Annotated in this window: 37 protein-coding genes and 1 pseudogene; 12 read left to right on the plus strand and 26 right to left on the minus strand. The window is 42.5% G+C overall.

Going from position 1 to position 21,250, the window contains the following annotated elements; genetic code table 11:
• Positions 1 to 13: 13 nt before the first annotated feature.
• The 12 genes from QT979_RS13310 (at position 14) to QT979_RS13365 (ending at position 6,434) form a co-directional block, all read left to right on the plus strand.
• Entirely contained in the window at positions 14 to 463 is a 450-nt protein-coding gene (locus QT979_RS13310; protein WP_333310430.1) for a hypothetical protein, read from the plus strand.
• Positions 444 to 890 (plus strand): GIY-YIG nuclease family protein, encoded by a 447-nt coding sequence (locus QT979_RS13315; protein ID WP_333310432.1) that lies wholly within the window; start codon positions 444 to 446, stop codon positions 888 to 890. Before QT979_RS13310 ends, QT979_RS13315 begins: the two co-directional genes overlap by 20 nt.
• Before the next feature lie 35 nt (positions 891 to 925).
• A complete protein-coding gene (locus QT979_RS13320; RefSeq protein WP_333106784.1) occupies positions 926 to 1,261 on the plus strand; it encodes a hypothetical protein in 336 nt (111 codons plus the stop codon).
• Entirely contained in the window at positions 1,254 to 1,607 is a 354-nt protein-coding gene (locus QT979_RS13325; RefSeq protein ID WP_333310434.1) for a hypothetical protein, read from the plus strand. Before QT979_RS13320 ends, QT979_RS13325 begins: the two co-directional genes overlap by 8 nt.
• Positions 1,600 to 1,824 carry a hypothetical protein gene (locus tag QT979_RS13330; RefSeq protein WP_333106786.1) on the plus strand — a complete coding sequence of 75 codons (225 nt, stop codon included), beginning with the start codon at positions 1,600 to 1,602 and terminating at the stop codon, positions 1,822 to 1,824. The genes QT979_RS13325 and QT979_RS13330 overlap by 8 nt, the downstream gene beginning before the upstream one ends.
• Positions 1,824 to 2,189: a hypothetical protein gene (locus tag QT979_RS13335; protein ID WP_333106787.1), complete on the plus strand. Its 366-nt coding sequence runs from the start codon at positions 1,824 to 1,826 to the stop codon at positions 2,187 to 2,189. The genes QT979_RS13330 and QT979_RS13335 overlap by 1 nt, the downstream gene beginning before the upstream one ends.
• A complete protein-coding gene (locus QT979_RS13340) occupies positions 2,179 to 2,472 on the plus strand; it encodes a hypothetical protein (RefSeq protein WP_333310436.1) in 294 nt (97 codons plus the stop codon). The genes QT979_RS13335 and QT979_RS13340 overlap by 11 nt, the downstream gene beginning before the upstream one ends.
• A 10-nt stretch (positions 2,473 to 2,482) precedes the next feature.
• Positions 2,483 to 3,355 (plus strand): hypothetical protein, encoded by an 873-nt coding sequence (locus QT979_RS13345; protein ID WP_333106789.1) that lies wholly within the window; start codon positions 2,483 to 2,485, stop codon positions 3,353 to 3,355.
• A complete protein-coding gene (locus QT979_RS13350) occupies positions 3,352 to 3,654 on the plus strand; it encodes a hypothetical protein (RefSeq protein ID WP_333106790.1) in 303 nt (100 codons plus the stop codon). Before QT979_RS13345 ends, QT979_RS13350 begins: the two co-directional genes overlap by 4 nt.
• A complete protein-coding gene (locus QT979_RS13355; protein WP_333106792.1) occupies positions 3,587 to 4,012 on the plus strand; it encodes a hypothetical protein in 426 nt (141 codons plus the stop codon). Before QT979_RS13350 ends, QT979_RS13355 begins: the two co-directional genes overlap by 68 nt.
• A gap of 234 nt (positions 4,013 to 4,246) precedes the next feature.
• The gene (locus QT979_RS13360; RefSeq protein WP_333310438.1) at positions 4,247 to 6,124 is read left to right on the plus strand and encodes a hypothetical protein; all 1,878 of its coding nucleotides are present in this window, start codon (positions 4,247 to 4,249) and stop codon (positions 6,122 to 6,124) included.
• 58 nt (positions 6,125 to 6,182) lie between these two features.
• A complete protein-coding gene (locus QT979_RS13365) occupies positions 6,183 to 6,434 on the plus strand; it encodes a hypothetical protein (protein WP_333310440.1) in 252 nt (83 codons plus the stop codon).
• 120 nt (positions 6,435 to 6,554) lie between these two features.
• Here the strand turns inward: QT979_RS13365 and QT979_RS13370 are convergent, their stop codons facing one another.
• The 26 genes and pseudogenes from QT979_RS13370 to QT979_RS13495 form a co-directional block, all read right to left on the minus strand.
• Complete coding sequence (locus QT979_RS13370) at positions 6,555 to 6,785, minus strand: hypothetical protein (RefSeq protein ID WP_333106795.1); 231 nt, start codon at positions 6,783 to 6,785, stop codon at positions 6,555 to 6,557.
• Between the two features lie 16 nt (positions 6,786 to 6,801).
• A complete protein-coding gene (locus tag QT979_RS13375) occupies positions 6,802 to 7,125 on the minus strand; it encodes a hypothetical protein (RefSeq protein WP_333310442.1) in 324 nt (107 codons plus the stop codon).
• Positions 7,126 to 7,136: 11 nt separating this feature from the next.
• Positions 7,137 to 7,745 carry a hypothetical protein gene (locus QT979_RS13380; protein WP_333310444.1) on the minus strand — a complete coding sequence of 203 codons (609 nt, stop codon included), beginning with the start codon at positions 7,743 to 7,745 and terminating at the stop codon, positions 7,137 to 7,139.
• 6 nt (positions 7,746 to 7,751) lie between these two features.
• Positions 7,752 to 8,261 carry a thermonuclease family protein gene (locus tag QT979_RS13385; RefSeq protein WP_333310446.1) on the minus strand — a complete coding sequence of 170 codons (510 nt, stop codon included), beginning with the start codon at positions 8,259 to 8,261 and terminating at the stop codon, positions 7,752 to 7,754.
• Positions 8,262 to 8,316: 55 nt separating this feature from the next.
• Positions 8,317 to 9,306: a hypothetical protein gene (locus tag QT979_RS13390; protein ID WP_333310448.1), complete on the minus strand. Its 990-nt coding sequence runs from the start codon at positions 9,304 to 9,306 to the stop codon at positions 8,317 to 8,319.
• An 8-nt stretch (positions 9,307 to 9,314) separates the two neighbouring features.
• Positions 9,315 to 9,695 (minus strand): hypothetical protein, encoded by a 381-nt coding sequence (locus QT979_RS13395; protein WP_333310450.1) that lies wholly within the window; start codon positions 9,693 to 9,695, stop codon positions 9,315 to 9,317.
• Positions 9,696 to 9,770: 75 nt separating this feature from the next.
• Positions 9,771 to 10,022: a hypothetical protein gene (locus QT979_RS13400; RefSeq protein ID WP_333310452.1), complete on the minus strand. Its 252-nt coding sequence runs from the start codon at positions 10,020 to 10,022 to the stop codon at positions 9,771 to 9,773.
• Positions 10,023 to 10,043: 21 nt separating this feature from the next.
• Complete coding sequence (locus QT979_RS13405; RefSeq protein ID WP_333310454.1) at positions 10,044 to 10,373, minus strand: hypothetical protein; 330 nt, start codon at positions 10,371 to 10,373, stop codon at positions 10,044 to 10,046.
• A gap of 38 nt (positions 10,374 to 10,411) precedes the next feature.
• On the minus strand, positions 10,412 to 10,795 hold the full coding sequence (locus QT979_RS13410) for a hypothetical protein (RefSeq protein WP_333310456.1): 384 nt from the start codon (positions 10,793 to 10,795) through the stop codon (positions 10,412 to 10,414).
• 2 nt (positions 10,796 to 10,797) lie between these two features.
• The gene (locus tag QT979_RS13415) at positions 10,798 to 11,166 is read right to left on the minus strand and encodes a hypothetical protein (RefSeq protein ID WP_333310457.1); all 369 of its coding nucleotides are present in this window, start codon (positions 11,164 to 11,166) and stop codon (positions 10,798 to 10,800) included.
• A gap of 383 nt (positions 11,167 to 11,549) precedes the next feature.
• The gene (locus QT979_RS13420) at positions 11,550 to 11,780 is read right to left on the minus strand and encodes a hypothetical protein (RefSeq protein ID WP_333107505.1); all 231 of its coding nucleotides are present in this window, start codon (positions 11,778 to 11,780) and stop codon (positions 11,550 to 11,552) included.
• 80 nt (positions 11,781 to 11,860) lie between these two features.
• A complete protein-coding gene (locus QT979_RS13425) occupies positions 11,861 to 12,784 on the minus strand; it encodes a DUF5131 family protein (RefSeq protein WP_333310459.1) in 924 nt (307 codons plus the stop codon).
• Between the two features lie 69 nt (positions 12,785 to 12,853).
• Positions 12,854 to 13,207, minus strand: a complete 354-nt coding sequence (locus QT979_RS13430) for a hypothetical protein (RefSeq protein WP_333107503.1) — start codon at positions 13,205 to 13,207, stop codon at positions 12,854 to 12,856.
• Between the two features lie 111 nt (positions 13,208 to 13,318).
• Complete coding sequence (locus QT979_RS13435; RefSeq protein WP_333310461.1) at positions 13,319 to 14,071, minus strand: hypothetical protein; 753 nt, start codon at positions 14,069 to 14,071, stop codon at positions 13,319 to 13,321.
• 172 nt (positions 14,072 to 14,243) lie between these two features.
• Positions 14,244 to 14,702, minus strand: a complete 459-nt coding sequence (locus tag QT979_RS13440) for a hypothetical protein (protein WP_333310463.1) — start codon at positions 14,700 to 14,702, stop codon at positions 14,244 to 14,246.
• Between the two features lie 72 nt (positions 14,703 to 14,774).
• On the minus strand, positions 14,775 to 15,230 hold the full coding sequence (locus QT979_RS13445; protein WP_333299268.1) for a hypothetical protein: 456 nt from the start codon (positions 15,228 to 15,230) through the stop codon (positions 14,775 to 14,777).
• A gap of 101 nt (positions 15,231 to 15,331) precedes the next feature.
• Positions 15,332 to 15,886 carry a hypothetical protein gene (locus tag QT979_RS13450; protein WP_333107498.1) on the minus strand — a complete coding sequence of 185 codons (555 nt, stop codon included), beginning with the start codon at positions 15,884 to 15,886 and terminating at the stop codon, positions 15,332 to 15,334.
• Between the two features lie 8 nt (positions 15,887 to 15,894).
• Positions 15,895 to 16,170, minus strand: coding sequence for a hypothetical protein (locus tag QT979_RS13455; protein ID WP_333310465.1), 276 nt, complete (start codon positions 16,168 to 16,170; stop codon positions 15,895 to 15,897).
• 44 nt (positions 16,171 to 16,214) lie between these two features.
• The gene (locus tag QT979_RS13460; RefSeq protein ID WP_333107496.1) at positions 16,215 to 16,472 is read right to left on the minus strand and encodes a hypothetical protein; all 258 of its coding nucleotides are present in this window, start codon (positions 16,470 to 16,472) and stop codon (positions 16,215 to 16,217) included.
• 82 nt (positions 16,473 to 16,554) lie between these two features.
• Positions 16,555 to 17,151, minus strand: coding sequence for an SLOG family protein (locus QT979_RS13465; protein WP_333107495.1), 597 nt, complete (start codon positions 17,149 to 17,151; stop codon positions 16,555 to 16,557).
• A gap of 69 nt (positions 17,152 to 17,220) precedes the next feature.
• Complete coding sequence (locus QT979_RS13470) at positions 17,221 to 17,826, minus strand: alpha-ketoglutarate-dependent dioxygenase AlkB (RefSeq protein WP_333310467.1); 606 nt, start codon at positions 17,824 to 17,826, stop codon at positions 17,221 to 17,223.
• Positions 17,827 to 17,899: 73 nt separating this feature from the next.
• On the minus strand, positions 17,900 to 18,259 hold the full coding sequence (locus QT979_RS13475) for a phospholipase D-like domain-containing protein (protein ID WP_333310565.1): 360 nt from the start codon (positions 18,257 to 18,259) through the stop codon (positions 17,900 to 17,902).
• Positions 18,260 to 18,666: 407 nt separating this feature from the next.
• Positions 18,667 to 19,299 (minus strand): annotated as a pseudogene (locus QT979_RS13480) (phospholipase D-like domain-containing protein); the annotation flags it as partial.
• A 155-nt stretch (positions 19,300 to 19,454) separates the two neighbouring features.
• Positions 19,455 to 19,964: a hypothetical protein gene (locus QT979_RS13485; protein WP_333310469.1), complete on the minus strand. Its 510-nt coding sequence runs from the start codon at positions 19,962 to 19,964 to the stop codon at positions 19,455 to 19,457.
• 186 nt (positions 19,965 to 20,150) lie between these two features.
• Entirely contained in the window at positions 20,151 to 20,453 is a 303-nt protein-coding gene (locus QT979_RS13490) for a hypothetical protein (protein WP_333310471.1), read from the minus strand.
• Between the two features lie 152 nt (positions 20,454 to 20,605).
• Positions 20,606 to 21,121 carry a hypothetical protein gene (locus QT979_RS13495; RefSeq protein WP_333310473.1) on the minus strand — a complete coding sequence of 172 codons (516 nt, stop codon included), beginning with the start codon at positions 21,119 to 21,121 and terminating at the stop codon, positions 20,606 to 20,608.
• Positions 21,122 to 21,250 lie beyond the last annotated feature (129 nt).

The following is a 21,250-nucleotide window of genomic DNA, read 5'->3' on the forward strand; positions in this document are numbered from 1 at the left end:
GGAGCTAATTATCATGGCTAAAAGAGTCGGAACTATGACTTATGAGCAACTTCAGACCGAACGCGACGCGAACGAATTGCTCAAAACTAATCTGAAAGCTCAAATCGAACAGGTCATTGATTCACAAGTTTCTTTGCAGTTGCATCAAGAAGTTTTGCAACTCTCTAAACGCAATGAAAAATTAGCAGCACAACAAGTTCTTTTGATGAGAGGGGGAAAACTCAAAAGACCGATCGAGATGTCGCTTGAGGAAATTGAAGCCGAACAAGAAAAGAATAAAGTTACAATCGCCAAATTTGAACAAGAGTTGACCTCCATTGATTTTGATACACGGTTTAATGCTAGCCAAGAACTACGGATTATTTATACACGAATTAAAGCATTAAACAAACAACGAATCGCTCTTTTAACCCATTCAATCGCCCTTTTGAAACAAGAGTTAAATGCGAAACAAAAATCCTAAAGCCCGTCTAATACTTAAACCCCAAAAGCAACCTAAGCAGCCCAAAGCTAAGAGAAAGAGTGATTATGTCCCAGGGTTTAATTACATTTTTCAAGACGGTTATCTGTCCAAAGTTGGCTTGAGTGAGACACCCAAAACACGTCACTATTTCCTGTCACGAGACTACCAAGCTCCGTTAAAAATTAGGGCGATCGTGTTCACGATGAACATGAAACTGACAGAAAAAACGATGCACAAAATCTTTAAGGCTTGGAATGTTCACCGCTCTCCCGGATTAGATGGTAGGACAGAATGGTTTGAAGCCCCTCCTTACAGAGTTTTACTGATGCAAGTCACGCTATTTCTTCTCTGTTGGCTGGTTAACTTCGCTTACTTAGCTCTGGCTGTTTTAATTTTGATGCTCTTTTCCTCTCTGGTTTTTAGATAATGCTCGAACGTATCTTGAAATTCTTCCCAAATCTGTTGGCTTCTCAGCAGAAAGCTAGTCAGGTTTCCCGAAAACTGAGTAATAAAATCTTTCAAAATTGTAATCAGGATGTTCGACATCTACTGCCAGGTTGCTATTTCTATGTAGGGTTGCAAATTCAAATCAAGTTTTTCTCTACATATTCAGAATTTCTGAAAGAAGATATCGAATATTGGGATTGGATAATCTATGACGGTTTTGGGCAAGTAATTCTAAAGACTGGGGTGGGAGATACCAGAGATGAGGCTGTTGCTCTAGCTCAAGTTTGGACAGTCGAATTTCTTCAGGGCAAAGTACCTTTTTCAATCGTTCCAGGTGATCAAAATGCTTAAGCAAGTTTTGAATTTTGTTCCAATCAGTATTCTTCAAAAGATTGGTACTTCGATCGTAGAAATCTTACACGAAAAAGATGAGTTACGGAATTGGCAGCCGGATCAATCCGCTGTATCCGAAACTTACTGTTATCTGGACTTAGAAATTAAAATCGTTGCCTGTGCAAAGTTAAATTACTGGTACTGGTATTGGTTTGTTTGCGATGGTAGAGGTACTGAAATCCTTGGAAATGGAACAGCTACTACCGAAAATGATGCGATCGCTCTAGCAGTTAAATGGGCTAATGCGTTTCTAGCTGATGATGTTGATACTTTAGCTTTAGCTGAGGAAGAAATAGATGTTTGATTGGCTACTTGGTAAAGCTCCAGCAAGAAATCAATTTTCTCGCAACATTTACGTTTTTAGCAGCCGTCGCCCAACCCAAATTTTTACATTCTACGGTGATGCAGAAATTTGCGTTCTTCAGGCAATGAAAGCAGTTGAGCGCCAACTTCCCAAACCTGAACCGGGAGAAATGGTCAAAATTACAGCTTACCTAACACCGAATGGTTTACCCGAATAATGCGTAAAAATCTCAAACCAATCCTGAGTCTGTTGCCCGATTCGATCGTCCTGTCATTCACCAAACAACTTCTGATTTATCTGAAATTGAAAGGTGCAATCACAGAATGGGTGATTGATCCACCAATCTCTGACGAATATGAGCACTGTGGATTGATTATCCGTTTGCGATGCTTTCACATTGATGGAGAGGAACGCTGGAGCGAACAATGGATCTGGTATGTCTACGATGGTATGTATCGGTTTCTTGACCAAGGCATGACCTATGACTCCGCTGACTCCCTCCTAGCAGCCAAAAAGTGGATCAACGATTTCATGGAGTATGACGATGAAGAATTGGGAGAGGTAAGCAATAATGTTAGATAAATTCTTGAATTTGTTGTCCGATCGTACCGTCAGCAACTTAGCCATGAAACTCTTGCTGAATCTGCAAAGAAGAGGCGTTATAGAATCTGACTCTGATGCTGAAGAATATGAACATTTAGGCTTAACAATCCAGCTTAAATCGGTTGAGTTGAACACAAGATTTAAATGGTGTGTGTACGATCGACTGAAACAAGGTGCTTCTCACGACACAAAATCAGCTTTGTCCGATGCAATTATCTGGATCGATAATCTAAATCTTGATGATTCAACACAATTAGATTAAGAGGAAAATAATGCAACAACTACTCGACCAAGAACAAGATGTTTTGACCTACCTTCTCACAACGCTAGTCGGTGGCGCTCTTGATGCTGAAGGTGAGCAACTGTTGGATGAGGTCTTTGGCATCACAACTGCTGACTTGAACCAACTCACTCCCCAAGGCTGGGCTGCGATCGGCGATCGGGCAATCCAAGCAAAATGGTTTCTTGACCACATCACCGAAATCAAAGAGAAATTCAAGCTACTCATTGACGCACAAATCTGTTTCCGTGAGTTCCAAGGCTGGCTGATGGAAGCTGGCTATAAAGGCGCTGAGAAAATTAAGAAAGCTCAGATAGATGTTGCCGTTGCTCGTGCCAAATATGGCGCAACAGTAGAAGTCCAAGATTATCGACTTACGAAAAGCCAAGAACAATTCACTGGGGAAACTGAACAAGATAAGATTTTCTGGGACAACACGGTAATTGCTGCCCTCGCCAAGAAAGTTGCCGAAGTTGACGCAGCCAGTTTAAAGATGCAAGGAAATCCAGAGTTTGCTGCTGATTTAGCAAAATGGAAAGAAGAAGAAACCAATATCTATAAGCAAGCTTCATACGGTTTGAAACACGGTACTCATGGTTTGAGCCATCCATCTCTCGGCGGTTCCACTTCTGCTCCCCTCCAAATTAGTCAGTCCAATTACTCTCAACCTCAATTTGTTTCAGCTTCAAGTTCAGCTACACAACGATCGGCAGCAGTACAACGCTCAACAACAGCCAAAGCGAAGGATTCCATCAACGTAGCGGTTAACTGGTCAGGCGACATGGCAGGCAAAGTTAATGGTGTTGCTTCGCAGATAAATCGTGGTTTTTCAAGATTTACTAAATTCATGAGAGGTGAAAGTTGATTATTTCTAAAGGTCAAGTTTTCAAAGTCGTCAGCTCGATCGATTACAAGAACGGCGCTGCTGCTACGACAAATACAGGCTGGGTAACGACAGATGACCATCAACCAGGAATCAAAGTACCCAACCGTTACGGATATTTAGTAGTTGCTGAAGCTTCCGCAATACAGAATATCGAGATTTGCGCCAATTGTTGTCTGCTCTACGGCAAAACCTTCAATAAATGCACCAACCATGTTTTTACAAACTCCACAATTACCACAAAACCAGAAGCCTGCTGTACAACAACCACAGCAAGCTAAAGAAGAACTGGTTTTCAAGCCGTCAGCGGAACTGAAACACCTCAAGAATGTCAACAACTGGCTATTTTTGGTAGTGAAGTTCTCGATCGGCATCGGCATTGCAAATTTATTCCGGCTCTTTCCGTCACATCTTTTCTTAGGAATCGTGGCGATCGTCATCGGCTCTCTGAGTCTGTTTTTCATGTCGCCAGCCGATCGCGCTTATGTCGGACTCTGGCGGACAGGCGGTGCAACCTTGGCGATCGGAGGCATTCTCTGCTTCTGGGATTTGTATTATCTCCTGACCTGGCAGCATGGTTTGGCGATCGCAATCTTTATCATCGTCGCTATGTGGATCATTGGTGCTGGTAGTAAATAACACTTACCTCCCTGTTGCTACGGCTGTACTGGTTTGAGTCAGCAGCAGGGAGATTTTAAGTCTTGGCATCACTCCTCACTCATCAGTCATCACTCATCAGTCATTAGTCATCGGTCATCAGTCATCGGGCATCGGATCGGAAATCGCGCGCATCGGGCATGGGCATCAGGTATTGGATTTTGGGTATTGGATTTTGGGTATTGGGGATTGGGTAAAGGATAGGAGTCATGAGTCATGGGTAACAGGGTAACGATCGGGTCATTTTTCGGAGCATTTTGCTCTTTGGCGCTGGCATTGATGCCGCTTCCTTTCGATCGCTGGGTGGGAGTTCGGCAAGCCAGCTCTGTTGCTGCGATCGGCTGCGGATATTTCGGCTGGCACGACAGCCAGAAAAAAAAGGAGCAACTGGAACGGCAAGAGCTCTGGGAGTTTGAGCAGCGACTGAAACAACTAGCTCTTGATGCTGCTGTTAATTCCGCCCTCACCGAGGTTCTAGTTGAGGAGGTAGTGGTCAAAGAGAAGCTTCGGGCTAATGCCTCTGTTGAGGTCTACAAAGCCGAGACTCAGCAAAATTATGTCCGGGTCATGGCTCACGATCACCCCACCATTCTTGAGCATCTTCTCAAAAGTTCACAACCCCCAACACCAGAAACAAAAACAGTTTTTGATTCTCAGTCAGAAACAGAAACAGATTCCATTTCTGATTCTGTTGTTGATAGTGTTCCGGGGGGTGCAGCAAGAGAGAAAACAGTAGAAGAGAAGAGAGCGGAGTATATAGCTGCTGCCCGATCGAAGCTGTTGAAATTGATTGAGGAGCATGAAGGCGGATGGATTGCACAACTGATGCACAAACCCATCCTAATTTATGGGGATATGGGTAGCTTTAAAAGTTACTTCGCAGCTTTTTTAGCACTGTGCCGGCATTATTTGTATGGTCACAAAATCATCTCGATCGCTGACCCTCACTTTCATCAAAATTATGATGAATGCTGGAAAACTCTAGTTAAGCTAGGCGTTCCCGGCTACGGCGCAAATCAAAACTTTGAGGAAGTTGGCGCACAACTTAACGCTATGTACGATCGATTCAAAGTCAGAACTCTGAAGGATGATTGGCTGACTTCTATCTTTGATGAGATGACACAATATGGCTTTGAAGAAGGTACGGCGGAACCTGCCAGCAAACTAACCAGAAAAGTTGTTGGCGACCCTCGCAAAGGCAAAGAAGCGCCTATCTTCATTGCTCATAATGATACTAATGCTGCTTTCGGCGGTGGTGATGGTTTTAGTAAATCTGTTAACTCAGGAGTTATCAAACTACAGTTACGATCGGACAGCAAATATCAGCCACTTTTCAAAGGAACTATTTCGGGCATCAAAGATGAAGAGGGAGAGTGCATCAAAGATTTACCTATTTCTATTTTGCCGTACTGGATACGCCCTGAATGGGTCTATGAGTTATTTAATGGCTTTAGTTCAGAGTCGGACAATCAAGTTATTAGTAATTCAGAAGTTGACCAGAAACCTGATTTAAACCTTAGCTTGCACAACACAAAAAGTGAACTACAATCTGAGAGACTACCTGAAATACAATCGGACATAGAATCGGACATAGAATCGGACATAGACAAACTAAATCGGGCATTAAATCAGTCAGTATCGTGGGATTATTGGTTAGCAGAATCAACCACTGAAGAACTCGCTCGACAAATAGACTTACACCGATCGCAAGCCAGCCAAAAGTCAGATAATTTACCAGATAATTCAGCAGATAACTCAAGTGAAGAATTATCAGCTTTAGATAACCTTATCAAAAGCGAGATAATTCCAAAAGCCTTACCCAGAGAGGATTATCCAGTTATCTGGGATGCCGAAGATTTCGCAAGATTACTGCCAAATGAGTCAGAAACAGCAGTTTTTGAGCGCATTTTGGAATTATCCGATAAATATACAAGTGCCAGCAAACTCATACAAATTGGTTTGGGTTTCACCCAGGGAAGAAGGAAGCCTCGAAGTTATTCAGATGTAGGAAAAAAGTGTTTTCAGTACATAGTAATGAAGTACGGCACACCCTCTCTAATTGCTAAATTCAAGAATTACTTGGAAAAGAGGTAATTCCAATTATTTGTCAATTCGATTGTAGTACATCAATCCAACAAAACTAGGAGAAAAAATGCGTAAACCAACCCCAGGCGAATCAGTATTTTTGGCGGGAACATTGACAACAGCCATACTCACAACTGCTGAAGTTGTCCCCAATGTAATGCAAGAATTAAAAGAGGACGCGCATCAAGCAAGTCAAGAATTGAAGCGCACAAAGTCTGCAAATCCAGCAGACACTTTTACTGCTGGACTAATCATAGGTTTGGTTGGCGGAGCCGTAGGAACAACAAAGGTTATATCGGATAAAATTAATAATCCATAATGACCCAAAAGTAAATCTCATAGTAAAATCATTTTAAGTTGTGATTTTACTATGAGATTTATGGATCAGTTAGCAGTTTTGTTTTTTCTATTAGGTATTTTGACAGGAATCTTAGTGATACTATTCCTCCGTCAATTCATCTAGTAATTTTGGAAATCCTCTGAGCTTAACAATGCGAGGTGGTTTATTGCTAAAAAAACTCCAAACAATTAATGCAAGCCCAGCAACAAGCTGACCGTCTTCATTACTAACACGTTTACAAGCGATAAGCAATTCTGCGATGCCTGCGATCCCTCCGAAAATAGTTGACAAAATATCTAATTGATCCTGAGTAGGTTTTTTAAACTTCATAGTTTTCTAGAGTAATTTAGTCTTCATCTTCATCGTCAAATTGTCTTTCGAGCGATTCAATTATATTGCACGAGCCAATATCCAATTTTTTTTCAATAGCCTCCATTCTACATTCTAAAGTTATCCATCGAAGTTTATTCATATCTTGCCAGCGCCGTAATTTAAACGCAGTAGATATCGTATCGCTTTCTTGTTTTTTGCTAAAGTTGTGACAAAACTTATCAATTTTGTAGACTAAATCAACCTTAATTTGTCGAGATGCTAGCCAAAAAATATAAGTTGAGATGGTTGCAATAATACCGATCGAACCCGCAACATAATCAAGCGTTTCTTGCTTCATTTTTCCATAGATTAGAGTTTGTCACCTGGAATGATAGTTGTTGGAAATACAAAATTTGGGTCAGCAATATACCGTGGGTCAGACTTGACGCGATCCATAAAATCAAAGTGTTCGTCAGGATCGCGACCTACAAAACATCCAGCTCCGGCGGTGTAAATGTCGTTCTTAGGGTGGCCGTACCCGTGGTGCTGATTTATGCCGAAGTAACCTTCATCGATCGCATCCCCAGTCCTCATCATGTCCCGGTTCCAATCTCGGTAAACGCGAACAGGCGCAACCTGGATAAGAGCTTCGTGCGGGTGAGAGTAACCGTGAAGGCCGACTTGCCAAGCTCGATACTGCCTAAAGGCAATTCTAGCGGCACCGTTAGGGTTCATCGGATTGTCGGTGTAGTAGTAGCCCGGTTCGGTTGTGGCTTCCCAAGCACCTTCGATCTGGGGCAATCCATCATAAAAAACTAAAAGCAGTCGGGCATCATTGAAATGATTTGGAGTATCGGCATTGAGGGTTCCGTCCGGGTTCATCCCTTCCACATAAATTATGTTTTTTTCTCCCGCTCGTGTAGCCAATTGGTAATTTTTGGCTTTCATATAGTTAACAATTTTTTCAGCTAATTGCATTGTTTTTCAGGATAGATTTAACTTTTTGAACTCGTAAGGAAGAATTAGGTCAGGCTCTGACCAAAGCCCTAATTTTTTACGATTAGCAGCAGCAGTTTCTGTAATGACACCTCTGAGTACAGTCAATTCGCGGGTATTGTAGGCAAAGCGATTAAATGGCATATAAGTAACTGCCATTCCAGTTTTGCATAACTGAATTTGTATGTTGGTTGCTGCCGATATTTTGTCAAAGTAACAATCGCATACCCAGCGATCGTATATATCTTTCTCGATCGGAACCGTGATTATTGATTTTCCTGCTACATAATTCATCAAAGCTGTCTTAGCTTTTTGTGCCCATTCCCAGTGTTTAAGTATTCCGGGGTCGGTGCTAGTTTGCCCATTTTTTTGAGATTCAGGTGAATCTATCCACCGCAATCTTACTCTTAGTTCTGCACCTTGAGAATCTAGCAATAAAGTATCACCATCAAATACCAATTTAGAAAAGCAGTTATAGACAGTTCCTGGTGTTATCATGGTAGCCTCAAAAGTATTTTATCTATTGTAATTTAATTTTAAGGCTTAATTAAGGCTATGGAGAATTGACTAAAACAGGTTCGATCCAAAGCCGTTTACTATCTCGCCAGCGCTTACCCTCACCTGATTCTAACATCCTCCAATGTCCTCGTCTCCAGTGAGTACACGGAGAGAAATGAGTTTTTTTGTCTGCGGATATTACCGAGAAAGGTTGATAATTTTTACCCAACCATCGGGGATATCTGACATTAGAAAAAGTGCAATTGATAGGCTGGAATCCTTTATTTTTTCTCTTGATTTCAGATTCAGTAACGGACATCAATAAATCTGGTGAAAATTCCAGAGCCAACAACACATTGATTACTAAGTTTCTGATGCGTTGGAGGAAAGCTTTATCATCGATCGATATTGTATGTTTACCCAAACTCTCATTTTCATCGTAAATCAAACTACCGTCAGCTTTGACCGCAGTTCCTGAAGTCCAGACAGTTTCTAATGAATCTACGGTGCAAATCTGAAAATATAGATTGTGTTCTAGCGAAAACGGTTTAATTTGAATGTTGTGCCAGCTACCAGAATTCCACTCAGGATGTTCACAATCGCTACAAGAGATTGTGAGATAATCCACTTCACCGCCGTCCGGTGTGTGGATAAATCCTTTAGGTATGGCTAAGAGAAAAGTCGGTAAGGACGGTAGCCAGCCTGCAAGGATACCAGGTTTAGCAAGCGCATCGGTTCGATCGAACGCTGTAATTAATTGCTCAGTCAAGCAATAAATAGGAGCATCTTTGATAAACCAAAGAGCTGTTCGGTAGCTATGAATAAATGCTGAAATATCAACTTTCGCATATTCAGAACCGCAACTTGACAAAGCTACCGAGACAATTCCGCTCAAAGTATGCCAGTTGATGTAGTTCGGAGGCATTTTATAGGTGCGATCGCCTCTGATTTCTTTAAGCAAATCTTTCTGGATTTCCTCAAAGATTTTCAGGCTGCGATCGCGATTAGGATTTTTTTCGTCAAAAATGATTGATTTTAGTTTCATGATTGATTTCAAATGTTAACGTAAATGATTCGAGTTTTCTCCGCTGGCATCCGTCTTAAATTGGCTTTAACTCCATAGCTAAGACCGTCATGAACTGCCAACATATAATCTGCCGATCGACTCATTAGGATATCTTGACGTGGATATCGACCTGCATCAATGATTGGATATCCAAAACCTATACCGCTTCCCGCTTCATAAACTTTAACGTTAGGATATTCCAAAACATTTAAAAATGTTAATGCTAACTGATCAAAACCGCGATAATTCCCGATTAAAATTGTAGCATTGAGCTTGATGATATTGTGAATTCGCGTCCACATTTCCTCGTTCATTTTCTCAAGTCTTTCGGTTCCGGTGAGAAATACTTGCATAGATTTAGGGTACAATTAATTGACTTGATGTTTTGATTTAATTGACTGTTATATGAACACGATGTAACAGTCAATTTTTCGGATGATTTGTTAGATTCTTTTAAGAAGCATGGCAATTCGATCGTATCGATCGACATGACTACCGCTATCATAAAATCCAAAGCGGTAGTGAGAATAGTTAATGCCGAGTACCGAGATAACGCAGTAGTGGCTGTAATAAGGGAATAATATTGAGCCTAAATATGGCTCAATATATTCCATCTCAAACAAAGCTTTCGCTGTTAGTTTTTGATACTGTTGTTGGGTGTTTTGTCCCAAAAATTCTAAAGTCTCAATGTCCATTGGTCAACAATTAGCTAAACACTACCCCTCTACAGCGAAGCACCTACGACTGTAATAATTCAGTTGCTTGACTTCTGTAAGTTGATCGATCGGCCACATCTTGGCTAACAATTGACCGATTTCATCGTAAGTTTCGGGAGACTTAGCAGCTTCAAATCCCTGGGTTCTGTCCGCAAGAGAACAGGTGTTACGATAATAGCGAAAAAGTCTTTGTAGCTCTGGTTCAATATTCAATCTATCCCAACGTAGTCGATTAGCTAATCTTACCGCTGGTCGATCATATTGGATGGCTGAAGGATGGATAAAAGAATGCTTGGAATCGTCGATTTTTGTGAGATAGGGTAGTGACATATTACTGTTCCTAGAAATCACTACCCTACAGCGAAGCACTACTTACATCTACGACTGTAGTGATTTACTTTTCTCTCTTCTGTTTCTTCTTCAATCGGCCACAGCTTAGCCAAACGCCGACCAATTTCCTCATACTCTTCCATACGAGAATGATAAAAGCCATAACCTTTGCCCACATATCCTTCATCACATCCAAAGGTTAGAAAGATATAACATCGATCGTCATAAGAAGGGTACATTTCACCCAATATGGGCTTAATATGTTTCTGTTCCCAGCGAAGTTTAGCTGTTAGTTTCTGAAATACTAAGTCTACATCAAATCCAGAATCAGAAGTAGACTCAGGATTAGACTCAGGATTAGACTCAGGCTTAGGCTCAGGGTCACGAAACTTGTCATTTTTATGCGGAATGCGAATTGCCATAACTATTTACCACGACTGTTGTGATTGATTTTTCTGTCTTCGGTTACTTGATCGATCGGCCACATTTTTGCCAACCGCCGACCAATTTCATCGTATTTGTCTAAGCAATCTCGATAGATTCCATAGCCTTCTCCTACATACTCTTCATCACAGTTAGGAGTTAGAAAGATATAGCAGTAGTCTTTGTAATAAGGAAAGAGTTCATCCAACTCAGGCTCAACATTCTTAGTTTCCCAGGATAGTTTCGCTGTAAATTTGGCAAACATTGACTCTTTTGGCTTTGAATTAGAAGGCTCTGACTCTAACTCCGACTTAGGTTCCGGGTCAGGGTCAGAGAACTTACCATTTTTGTTGGGAATGCGAATCGCCATATTATTTGTCCAGAAAACTTACAATTTTACAGCGAAGCACTATTTACCAGGACTGATGTGTTTGTGATATTGCCTTTCCTGTTTCCGTTGCCGTTTCCGATGGCGCTACGCGCCCCGCAAGCTACGATATGGCAGCGAACGCAAACACATTCGACTTCTAAATGGTTGATGGCATCGTAGCCCTTATAGTGGTCATATTCATGGAGTCGATCTGACGCTAAATGACCACAATCAACACAGGAGATATTACGTGCACGCGGTAATTTATTGCGGGAGACTGCGTAATTCACCCGGTTGCGGGCTTGGTTTTTGTCGCCATCTCTGCCGGGAACCGGGGGAAAGCCTCGCGGTTTACTTATACCGATGCGCTACGCGCCCGCAAGCTACGGAATAGGCTGATACCTTCGGCGATCAAAGGCTCTCCGACAGCTTCGGCAACGGTTATCTTTCCCGTCGCGCGCATTTTTACTTTGGTTAAACAAGCTGACCTTTAACCATGTTTTGCAAGAAAAACACCATTTCAGACCAGACTTAAGATTTTGCTGATATTCTTCAACAGAAATTCCAATTTTGCCAGCAGCGATTTTTTGTCCGCCGATTTTTGTGAGTGTCATATTTGTTGAGTAGGCAGTAGCTAAAAGAAAAACCTCTGACGAACCATTGGCACAGGTCAGAGGTTTTTTCTCAGGCAGGATTAGAGAGAGAGAGAAGACGACAACATTTGTCTCGGAACAGGAAACTGACGAAATCTCACATCTTCGGGAAATTCTTCGATCGTCCCGCCCTTTTTATCTTTAAGCTTCAGTTTTTGGTAAGTAGTTGCTACTCCGTCGATATAGCAGGCGCTGAGGATGGGGTTTGAGCCAAGTTGTTTGACAAATATCGCCACATCTTCAGCACTTTGACATTGCGTGACCATGAATCGAATCCAGTCAAGGTCACAGGGACGCGCACCGGGCCCGGATTCACCGCCGATAATTACTTGGTCGATTTGATCTAGCCATTCTTTCTTAATCGTTACCCGTTCTAGTAAAGGCTCACAGCTCAGAAACCAAATTACTGATTCTGTTTCTAAAAGGTAAGGAATTCTTTTAGTACAGTCTTGGTTCTCGATCGTCGTGCCAAGCCAGAGATTCGGAATCGGCCACACAAACTCTGCCGGGGGTAATTTCAGTTCCCGTCTCAAATCCTCAACGTGTTTTCTGATGGGTTCTTTTGCCGATCGAAAATAGTCCGGCATCCGCTCCGGGCGTTTTGTGAGAATTTGGAAGGTGTGCTGGGACGCTACCACCATATAAGCAAAAGCTAAATCCAACGTATCATCACTGATCCAATCCCCGAAGCAATCAGTCATGGAGAAGATGAAAATTCTCTCACCTTTCTTCGTTTTCACCAGCTTCTCCATGATGATTGAGGAGAAAACCATGTTGACAGGAACTGTCCCGCTGTAGGCTAAGCCACTGGCAAAGATGAAGTAGTTACTTAGATTCATTGTTTCGGCATAACAATGAAGGCATCCTGGGCTGATTTTATGGCACCAGTGTCCGCCGTGTTTGCCATCGGCTTTGACCAAATGGATGGGGTTAGCCGTGATGCCAGTCCACTGAATATTGCTCATAATGTGTTTTAGATGTTGGGTAATCACGCGCGCGTGTTACTTAACGCGCGCTTGTGTAGAAATGAGAAACTAGCTGGTTACGGTGATATCCAGGTCATAGACGGCATTACCTTCAAGCAATCTTTCTGTGGTGTGGCTGCGGATGCCTTGCTCAGACTTGAGATAGATAGTGCAATCTCCATCGGCTCCATCCCCGTTCGATCGACTGTGCCATGCCCAAGACACTGTTTCGACTAATTCAGCGGGAGAGGAATCTGTTACCCATTGCCAGTCAGAATTTTGAAATTGAGGTAAAAACTGTTGACCGTTTTCTTCGGCAACAGCAACAGCTTTTTTGAGAAAATCCACCACATATCCTTTGAACAACTTAATAATGTGTCGTTCATTACCTGTTGGGCTAGTTACTTTGATTGTTTTCAGCATCACATTTTGGCAGAGAACGAGTAGATAGAGTTTGAGTGGAACAGTTCGATCGCTCTGAGTAAGGACGATCGAACTGAAGAAATTCAGGGGAATATTCCCCTGAATCGTGGATTATTTGCCTTTAAGTAGTTTTGCAGGTTGTTCAGCTTCAACAACTTCAGCGCCGTTCCCCGCTGCAAGAGCTAAACCCGAATCAGAAGCAGAACCCAAACACATTGCCTGATTCTCAATCAGTCGAGGATCGCTGCAATGACGGATACCGTTTTTCTCATCTTCAAAAATCATACGAGCAGCTTTTACGGCAGCCTCTTCAAAAGGATTTCTGATCAGACGAGTGGTGATGGCTAAGTAGTAGTAAGGGCCATGATTACCTTCACTTTGCACCATCTCGAAGCGGAAAATGTTTGCGAAATAAGCGTCTGATGCTTTGTTGAGTGCATATTCGCTGTGGTCGCCTTGCATACCTTCAGCAACCCAAGAATTGAATGCCTCTCGCCCAAAACATTCGACTAAGCCTTTCATTTTGTCTTGTGATTGACGATGAATTAAGAAAGTTGAAAGTTCGCTACATTTTTCATGGAAATGAGTTTTCATTCCCCCGGCTACTGGGATGCCCCAGATTTCGGTGAATTGCTCATTTTCATAGTGAGGCTTGAAAGTTAGCGTTTTCTGTCCGATCGCACAGATTGCCATTTCTACAAATTCACCACGGGTCAGTCCAGCTTTCTCGGCTTTACTGCTGTTCATTCCTTTGGTGTCTCCGGTAACGAACATTCCGAATTCTTTACTACAGTTGGCTCTGTAACGGCTAGGAATGGTGGGAATGCGAAAAGCGAATCCGTCTATGATGATTGGGTTTTCCATGATTGTTTCTGGTTTTGTTTCTGCTTTTGGTTTGTTTTTGTTTCTGTTTCTGTTTGAGTTTCTATTACTAAAACTCAATACCTTTCAGCGAAGCATTACGCTCAGTTTGGGTATATCTATTAACTTTAGGGTAGCTTGCGATCGGTCAATATAATCGCAAAGTACGCCAAAGTTAAATGACTACTTGATTTAATTTTTTATCATGACAAAAATCTATTTCACAGTTAAGGATATCGTCAGCAGCTTCTAAAGCATACTTTTCGGTATTATTCACAGGATTGCGAGTAAAAGCATTTAGCATGAAGCCTTTCCCTATGTCAGTCTTAAATGGTAGAAAGCCTAATTCATAGATTTTGCCAGGTTCGATCGCTGGTAAATCACGCTTAACTGTGATTAAAGTTGAAAGCGTTCCGCCAGAATCATTAAGGACAAATCCCCAGATTTCTGTTATTGGCAATCGAGCAAGTACCGAATCGAGCGTTAAAGTTAGGTGATTCATCTTTACGATCGCCATGTTCAGTGAAGGAAATTCTTGATTCTGTAAAGTAAAGTGTCCTTTGACTCGATTTTCTTTGTAGCGGACAAAGGGTTCTACCTGAAAACTGGATTCATTGATTATGATTTTTGCCATTGTACAAACTTACGAAAGAAATCAATATCCTAAAGCGAAGCACTTTAAAAGTACGATCGCTTTAGGTTTATTTTAAGACTTTAGGTAGTGAACATAAACCGCTAAACTTGGAACTTTATGCTCAGTTTTATTGAGTGCGACCGCCCGCTGTTTCCGCAACGTTTCTAAGTACACAGAAGCGAGAAGTGCTTCATGTTTTGTTTCTGCTTCTGTAAGCATTTCTTGCAAATCATTAATGTAAGCTTGGCTAGTTTCGATGGCAGTTGCGTTCGATCGACACAGTTTCTCGTATTCGCGGTTGATGTCTTCATCCAATCGAGTAACAGTAAGGTTTTTGTCATCGTACCGAGTTCTGAGCTGGATGATGATTTTCGCATTCTCGTCATTATAGACAACGTTTTTGCGAGATTTTTTAGACTCAATAATCTCGAAAGCTTCAAGAATAGCATCCGGTTCGATCGCATCAGCTTCAACTTTTAATCTTTCAATTTGATTGCGAATTTCAGCAATTCTTTGGAGATGTTTCATGTTAGAATTGTGAGGTGAAAATACCTGAACTGAATCTGTAACTAAACTCAAAGCGGTTAGTCCTACGCTAACCGCTTTTTTTGTGTCTCTGTGCTAGAAAGCTACCAACTAAGAGCGTTTATGGCTGCTTCTTGAGGTGTTCCCTCGAAATCATCTTCAAGTGGCGAATCAAATAATCCAGCTTCGTGAGCAACACCGATTTCTTCATAGATAGATTCTGGATCGTACTCTCGCAACTCTATTGCATCTTGCAAATCATCAAATGGCAGATGTCGATCGAAATGCTTGAAATCCTTGTTAATGAACCATTCAGGCTGCATTTCGATCGACTCAAGATGATTCTCAATCCATTTGAGGAAAGCAAACTTAACTTGGTCAGCCGTAAATAAGCTACATTGCTGATGATCCAAAGCTTGAAGCCGATCGACGATTTCATCCAGATTAATTAGTTTGCCGATCGCTTCTAGAAGCATCCGGTCTGATGCTTTTGCAGGAACTAGAGTCTCAACAGTTTCAGAATCGATTACTAATTGTTGACCAGTTTGTGATAGAGTAGTGAAAGATTGGATGGACATATTTGTTACCTTTGACAGAGGAATAGAGTAGAAATCAGTACCCCCCGGCGAAGCCTTCACGAGGGGTACTTTTGTTTTCATTTCTCAGTTCAGAGAGGAGGCAAATTAAGTTGGAAAACGTTATCATCAGCTTCAACGACATTGTAAATATCGTTGCTCATGTATTCAATTTTGGCTTGAAACCAACGCACAAACGCTAATTTGACATCAGAATCGTCGTACATCTGACAGTCACAGATGCAGCGAGATTTAAGCGTTTCTACGATCGCATTTACATCTAGTATCTTTTCAACTTTTGAAAGATAATAGATATCTTCTTCTGACCAGGTTTGCGGTGTTCTGAAGGTAGCTGAATGGTTTTGCATTTAGACACAGAAACAAAAACAGAACACTCCCTTACAGCGAAGCATTATTTTGTTTTTGTTTCTGTGTCTATGGAATTAGCTAAAGCGTAGGAATTGAGAAGATAAAGCAGGCTAGCAGCAGCGACGGTAGTATATTTGGTAGTCTGTGGTTTGCCGTCATTTTTATCAGGCACAGAACGCTTGATTAAGTAAGAGCTGTCGGAGATGCGATCGCAAGTGAGAATGTCTCCGCGTTCGATCGCACCCTTCGCAAGTTTGGTGATGCGACTGTGAATATGCGCTATAACTGCTTTTTTCTTCATTTTGAGTTTCTGGTTGAGTTTTTGGTTAAGTTTGCGGTTGGTCAGATGTCCCCCTTAATAAGGGGGATGCGATGAAAAACAGCTAGAAGAGGCGTAACTGACGGTGAGCAGGTTCAATAATTAAGAACTGAGATTCAGCCGGGATGTACTGATAAATGAGCAGATTATGATTGCGGGCCATCTCGAAAGTTGTGGCAGTTCCACCGCCAACGCCGTGAGGGTCGCCGGAAAAAACTGCTAGGCAAATGTCCGATCGTTTCACCATCCACAAATTCCGAGCCTGCATGACACCAGGTTTGTAGGTCTGATAAAGGCATCTCTGTTCTGTGGCTTTCTCCAGCAACTTCTTGTAATGACTTTGCTCACGAGGTTTCCATAACTTATGTTGATCAGCGCAAGGAATCACGGCTGTCCATTTGAGTTTACGCCGAACTAAAATCTCTGCTGCAACTTGGTCAGCGCCGAGTGCCATACCACACAAGAATTTAGTCACGCCTTGCTTCACTGCCATTGTGATAAGTTGATCGATCGGAATATTGTAATTGAACCAGCGATGTCCAGTAATCATCGCGGTGTGGTACTCTTTCACATCAAACGGTTCATCAAAATTGTATTGAGTCTCGCGGTTAAGACTTCGATTGACTCGTTGTTGTAAAGCAGGAATATTGCTTGTTGCCATGAGTTGTTCCTCTGAAAAAGAATCAACAACTCATGGCGAAGCATTACTTATTTCTGTGTTATTTCTTGGCTAATAAACTTGGCGAATGGTTAAGTTTAATCTGCCGTGGTTTTTCAATAAGTCCGAGGTTTTGGGAAGAATTCTTTGGACTCCGTGATAGGCTAAACGGCTGTCACCGTGGAGGATGAGGACATCGCCCGATCGTAAGAGGATGCCGTCGAGTGGGTCTTTGCGACTGCGGTTGCTGCCGATGACGAAACTGCAATCATCACCGAGAGATATCGAAATGATGCAGGGTTTGAGATTCTGCTCGGTGTTATCTTGATGCAAACCTAACTTACTTTTCCCGGTGGCTGGGTAAAAGTTAATTAGACAGGTTTCGGGATGGTAATCAAATTCACCAACTAATTTGGCTAAACTTTGAGCAATATCTATCAACTCTGTCGGCATTGCTGCGAATGGCTGATTATTTACTGGATTGATGGATGAGTAACGATAGCCTTTGCGATCGGATAGCCAACCAACAATCCCGCAACTGGTTTGGCTACAGTTGAATTTCTGGCCACTGGGCATCACAGGAATTGTTATCCCGCCGTTGGCTCTGGCTATATTTCGGATAAGCTCAACTAAAGCTTGTTGTTCAGAAACAGAGAAATAGCTTTTGAGGTGCAGCATAGTTTTTAGTTAGAAATCAACTCATTAACGCGAAGCGCTAGGTAACAGAAAATCTCCAGCGAGGGCTGGAGAATTATCTACTTACATTCAGATTTGCGAGAATCCATCTTCTGCTTGATGCGCTGTGGCAGACCGAGAATTGCGCCTTGATAGAGCCGATGGCGCTACGCGCCCCGCAAGCTACGAATTCTTGCTCGAAGTGAGCGCCGACCGTGGCACTTTCCACAACCAACAGCGTTTCATCATTTGCCCGGTTGGCGGCTTCACTCCAATTGTGAGAACCGGTGATGACTTTGGTTCCATCAACAACACCGAACTTGTGGTGCAGTCGTAGGCGTAAGCCGGGGCGTAGCCATCGCCTACAGGAAGTTTTGGCATTCCGACCGTCGCCAGTGGCTGACTCCAGGGACGGTTTTCGACTTCCAATTTGCAGCCTTCAAGCAAGCTGGCTCCCATCATGTCCATCGCCTCGCTGTAGGGACGGTAGACGAAACTGGAATCAACCAAAGCTCGGATGCCGACTCCGGTTCGAGATTTGGTTTCGAGTGTGTCTGCCAACTGCTGAGCAGAGAAGACAAACAGCGCCAGATTGACGGACTTGGATGCGGTGGCTAAAGTCCGATCGATTAATCCGTTCGGTGTCTGCTGCCAGGGAGTTTTGCTTGTCGCCGGCGAGAACTGAACCGCGACGGTCGCACCGCCGACTTGAACTCTGGCGATCGGGCGAGCAGACTTCTTCACACCAAATTTGCTGTCTGGTTTCCCACCGGGGCCGTCACCCCACATGAGGCTGAACTCTTCGCTGAAAACTTTGGCCAGCTCCGGGCTTTGAAGCTTGAGCAGATTATTCGGATTTCCCCGACTTTCGGCGCTCTTGAAATCGCCATGAATATCGCTGGTAGTGAAATTGCCAGAAGTGGCGATAACGGTTTTGCCATCAATGACAATGAACTTGTGGTGCATCAATCCACTGCCTTTGCTGCCGTCAGCGGTATCGTCAATCATGGGGATTCCTGCTTCACGGACGATCGCCAGAGCATCACCGGTGGAGATTTCCGCATCTGACAGCGAACCGTCTTTATCGGTATCTGCAAGGTGAACGAGTTCGGCATAGCGATCGCGCTCACGCTTGGGTAACGCTGCTATCTGTGAGGGAGAAAGAGCAACAGGACGATTGTACAGATTTTCGATGATGACTCGAACTTTGATGCCTGACCGATGGCGATGTGCTAGAGCTTGCGCTATCCGAGGCAAGCGAAGTTCTTGAACAGCGACATCGACACTCTCGCGAGCGCTATTGATGGAATAGACCATGAGCTGTTCTAAGTCATGACCTGGACGAGTAATTTGGCGATAAGGCTCAGTATAGCTAGAAGTCTGAGACTGATTGAAGTAAACCTGAAGTGATGGATCTTGAGGCAATGCTTTGATGACTGGAGCTGCGGGAAGTTCTTCGGTTGACTTTGGTTTCATGAGCTGACAGGAAGCGAAACCAGCGAGAATTAAACCTGCTAAACCGACAATTTTCTTGTTCACGATGAGTGATTTTTGGTTGATGAATAATGGTTGTGTGGGTCTAAAAAAAAATCTCTAGCACCAGCTAGAGATTTTCTTGTACTTCAACATTGCTATTTACAGTCCTTATCAGTTCGGATTACGACTTCGCCTTGATTGCCATTAGCTCCACCCCGAACTAAGCAAAACCGCTTTTTAGTCCAATGATGGCTAAAGGTTATTGTTCCATGCTGGCCATAGCTACCACCAATTCCGCTATTGGTTTCGCTTGCCCAACTAATCAACGTTGCTACATTGCTACCTGCTTTACCTGCAACTTTCGCATCAATACCTCTAAAGGTTGATTTGATGGTGATACCACTAGGCAAAGGGATTTTAGCTCCACAAACTCCGCTCAAACACTCTGCAATTGCTGGCTTATCGCCTGTGAAAATTGCGACACTTCTAACTTCGCCATAATTTACGATTGCATCATATCTGCTTTGCTTCGCTGTTTGAACTAACTGGACATGAGCTGCTGTTACTTTTGCATAACCAATGATTGGAGTTGCTGCTAACAATGCAATGGCTGCTAATTCACCAGCAATTACGATCGATACCAAAGTTTCAGTTAAATTAGCCATGAAAAATACCTAGATAAGAGAATGAGTTGCAAAATTACAACTCATTCTCTTATCGCGAAGCGCCCTCACAAAAAATCTTCACTTACTCTTTCTCTTAATTTTAAAGCCCCAATATCTATCACAGATACTGAGGCTTTTTCTTAAGTTCGTAGCTGGCGGGCGCTACGCGCCTCGGTATCGCTATAACTAAAATTCATCAGTTTTGTTGTTGTTGTTGTTGTACTCTTTCTTGTTGGCATAATATTCCGATCGAATTTGCATCAATTCGTCGGATGTATATCCCAACTTGCCGACAAATGTACGAATTCCTGCCAGATCCATTTTATGAATCTCATACGTTTCCCAGTCCTTTTTGAAAATTTCGTACAAATCTAAACCTTTGAGATCGGTATCATTGTCAGCCTTGAACTGTGACCAAGCCATTATCCGAATAGCATCTCTCAGATTGGATGCTTCTTTTTCAGATTTGGTCAAGATATTGATAGCCATGATAAACCTCTAAGTAAAGTACAAAAATCTAACTCAATCCCTAATGGCGAAGCCCTACCCAACACTAGACTTCACCATTGTTTCTTTCTTTGACAACCTAGGAGATAACGGTTAAATACTCTGGATCAAATCCAAAATATTTAACCATTATTTTACCATTCGATCGGCTCTACCATTTGCGATAGATAACCTTTGGCTTCATTCAATTGCCACAACACCAAACTAAATCTTTCCTCACTCATAATGCGAGGGACAGAATGGAGTTGCTTACAATTAAACTTTACAATTTCTCCATCATTCAACACACAGCTTTTGCCATCAACGACAAACTCTGCTATGCCAATATTGAGAGATACTGCGATCGGTCTACCATACCCATGATCGCGATGTGGAGCAATCAAACCACAACTACCACCTCTTTCAGGGCCGTGATAGGTCAACAAACCTATGTTACTGCCTGGATAAAGCCTCTGACAAAGGTCATATAACCTCTGGTCATAAAAACCAGGGCTAACTTGTCCATTGCCTAAATGGACTTTATTAAATAACCAAAGCTCTAACCTTTTCTTGGTCAAACTACTGTGGCTATATTCCATTTCCGTAACTAAACCTCGCAAATACTCTTTAAATTCGGAGATATTTGGGATAACTTTCTTAATCTTTTCCATGATACTAGGCTCCAAACGACAATATTTCACTCACCTCCTTATCGCGAAGCGACCCTAACGAAAAAACTTCTGTCACTTCTTCTCTTTTCATCGATCGACTGACTGATTAATCGATTGACTGATGATCGA

It is taken from the genome of Microcoleus sp. w2-18bC1 (genome assembly GCF_036700365.1).
In the GTDB taxonomy this organism is placed as follows: Bacteria; Cyanobacteriota; Cyanobacteriia; order Cyanobacteriales; family Microcoleaceae; genus Microcoleus.

Coding starts and splice junctions, on each gene's coding strand:
- QT979_RS13310 (WP_333310430.1), top strand. CDS start 14: ATGGCTAAAAGAGTCGGAACTATGACTTATGAGCAACTTCAGACCGAA.
- QT979_RS13315 (WP_333310432.1), top strand. CDS start 444: ATGCGAAACAAAAATCCTAAAGCCCGTCTAATACTTAAACCCCAAAAG.
- QT979_RS13325 (WP_333310434.1), top strand. CDS start 1,254: ATGCTTAAGCAAGTTTTGAATTTTGTTCCAATCAGTATTCTTCAAAAG.
- QT979_RS13330 (WP_333106786.1), top strand. CDS start 1,600: ATGTTTGATTGGCTACTTGGTAAAGCTCCAGCAAGAAATCAATTTTCT.
- QT979_RS13335 (WP_333106787.1), top strand. CDS start 1,824: ATGCGTAAAAATCTCAAACCAATCCTGAGTCTGTTGCCCGATTCGATC.
- QT979_RS13340 (WP_333310436.1), top strand. CDS start 2,179: ATGTTAGATAAATTCTTGAATTTGTTGTCCGATCGTACCGTCAGCAAC.
- QT979_RS13345 (WP_333106789.1), top strand. CDS start 2,483: ATGCAACAACTACTCGACCAAGAACAAGATGTTTTGACCTACCTTCTC.
- QT979_RS13355 (WP_333106792.1), top strand. CDS start 3,587: ATGTTTTTACAAACTCCACAATTACCACAAAACCAGAAGCCTGCTGTA.
- QT979_RS13360 (WP_333310438.1), top strand. CDS start 4,247: ATGGGTAACAGGGTAACGATCGGGTCATTTTTCGGAGCATTTTGCTCT.
- QT979_RS13365 (WP_333310440.1), top strand. CDS start 6,183: ATGCGTAAACCAACCCCAGGCGAATCAGTATTTTTGGCGGGAACATTG.
- QT979_RS13370 (WP_333106795.1), bottom strand. CDS start 6,785: ATGAAGTTTAAAAAACCTACTCAGGATCAATTAGATATTTTGTCAACT.
- QT979_RS13375 (WP_333310442.1), bottom strand. CDS start 7,125: ATGAAGCAAGAAACGCTTGATTATGTTGCGGGTTCGATCGGTATTATT.
- QT979_RS13380 (WP_333310444.1), bottom strand. CDS start 7,745: ATGCAATTAGCTGAAAAAATTGTTAACTATATGAAAGCCAAAAATTAC.
- QT979_RS13385 (WP_333310446.1), bottom strand. CDS start 8,261: ATGATAACACCAGGAACTGTCTATAACTGCTTTTCTAAATTGGTATTT.
- QT979_RS13390 (WP_333310448.1), bottom strand. CDS start 9,306: ATGAAACTAAAATCAATCATTTTTGACGAAAAAAATCCTAATCGCGAT.
- QT979_RS13400 (WP_333310452.1), bottom strand. CDS start 10,022: ATGGACATTGAGACTTTAGAATTTTTGGGACAAAACACCCAACAACAG.
- QT979_RS13405 (WP_333310454.1), bottom strand. CDS start 10,373: ATGTCACTACCCTATCTCACAAAAATCGACGATTCCAAGCATTCTTTT.
- QT979_RS13410 (WP_333310456.1), bottom strand. CDS start 10,795: ATGGCAATTCGCATTCCGCATAAAAATGACAAGTTTCGTGACCCTGAG.
- QT979_RS13415 (WP_333310457.1), bottom strand. CDS start 11,166: ATGGCGATTCGCATTCCCAACAAAAATGGTAAGTTCTCTGACCCTGAC.
- QT979_RS13420 (WP_333107505.1), bottom strand. CDS start 11,780: ATGACACTCACAAAAATCGGCGGACAAAAAATCGCTGCTGGCAAAATT.
- QT979_RS13425 (WP_333310459.1), bottom strand. CDS start 12,784: ATGAGCAATATTCAGTGGACTGGCATCACGGCTAACCCCATCCATTTG.
- QT979_RS13430 (WP_333107503.1), bottom strand. CDS start 13,207: ATGCTGAAAACAATCAAAGTAACTAGCCCAACAGGTAATGAACGACAC.
- QT979_RS13435 (WP_333310461.1), bottom strand. CDS start 14,071: ATGGAAAACCCAATCATCATAGACGGATTCGCTTTTCGCATTCCCACC.
- QT979_RS13440 (WP_333310463.1), bottom strand. CDS start 14,702: ATGGCAAAAATCATAATCAATGAATCCAGTTTTCAGGTAGAACCCTTT.
- QT979_RS13445 (WP_333299268.1), bottom strand. CDS start 15,230: ATGAAACATCTCCAAAGAATTGCTGAAATTCGCAATCAAATTGAAAGA.
- QT979_RS13450 (WP_333107498.1), bottom strand. CDS start 15,886: ATGAAAACAAAAGTACCCCTCGTGAAGGCTTCGCCGGGGGGTACTGAT.
- QT979_RS13455 (WP_333310465.1), bottom strand. CDS start 16,170: ATGCAAAACCATTCAGCTACCTTCAGAACACCGCAAACCTGGTCAGAA.
- QT979_RS13460 (WP_333107496.1), bottom strand. CDS start 16,472: ATGAAGAAAAAAGCAGTTATAGCGCATATTCACAGTCGCATCACCAAA.
- QT979_RS13465 (WP_333107495.1), bottom strand. CDS start 17,151: ATGGCAACAAGCAATATTCCTGCTTTACAACAACGAGTCAATCGAAGT.
- QT979_RS13470 (WP_333310467.1), bottom strand. CDS start 17,826: ATGCTGCACCTCAAAAGCTATTTCTCTGTTTCTGAACAACAAGCTTTA.
- QT979_RS13485 (WP_333310469.1), bottom strand. CDS start 19,964: ATGGCTAATTTAACTGAAACTTTGGTATCGATCGTAATTGCTGGTGAA.
- QT979_RS13490 (WP_333310471.1), bottom strand. CDS start 20,453: ATGGCTATCAATATCTTGACCAAATCTGAAAAAGAAGCATCCAATCTG.
- QT979_RS13495 (WP_333310473.1), bottom strand. CDS start 21,121: ATGGAAAAGATTAAGAAAGTTATCCCAAATATCTCCGAATTTAAAGAG.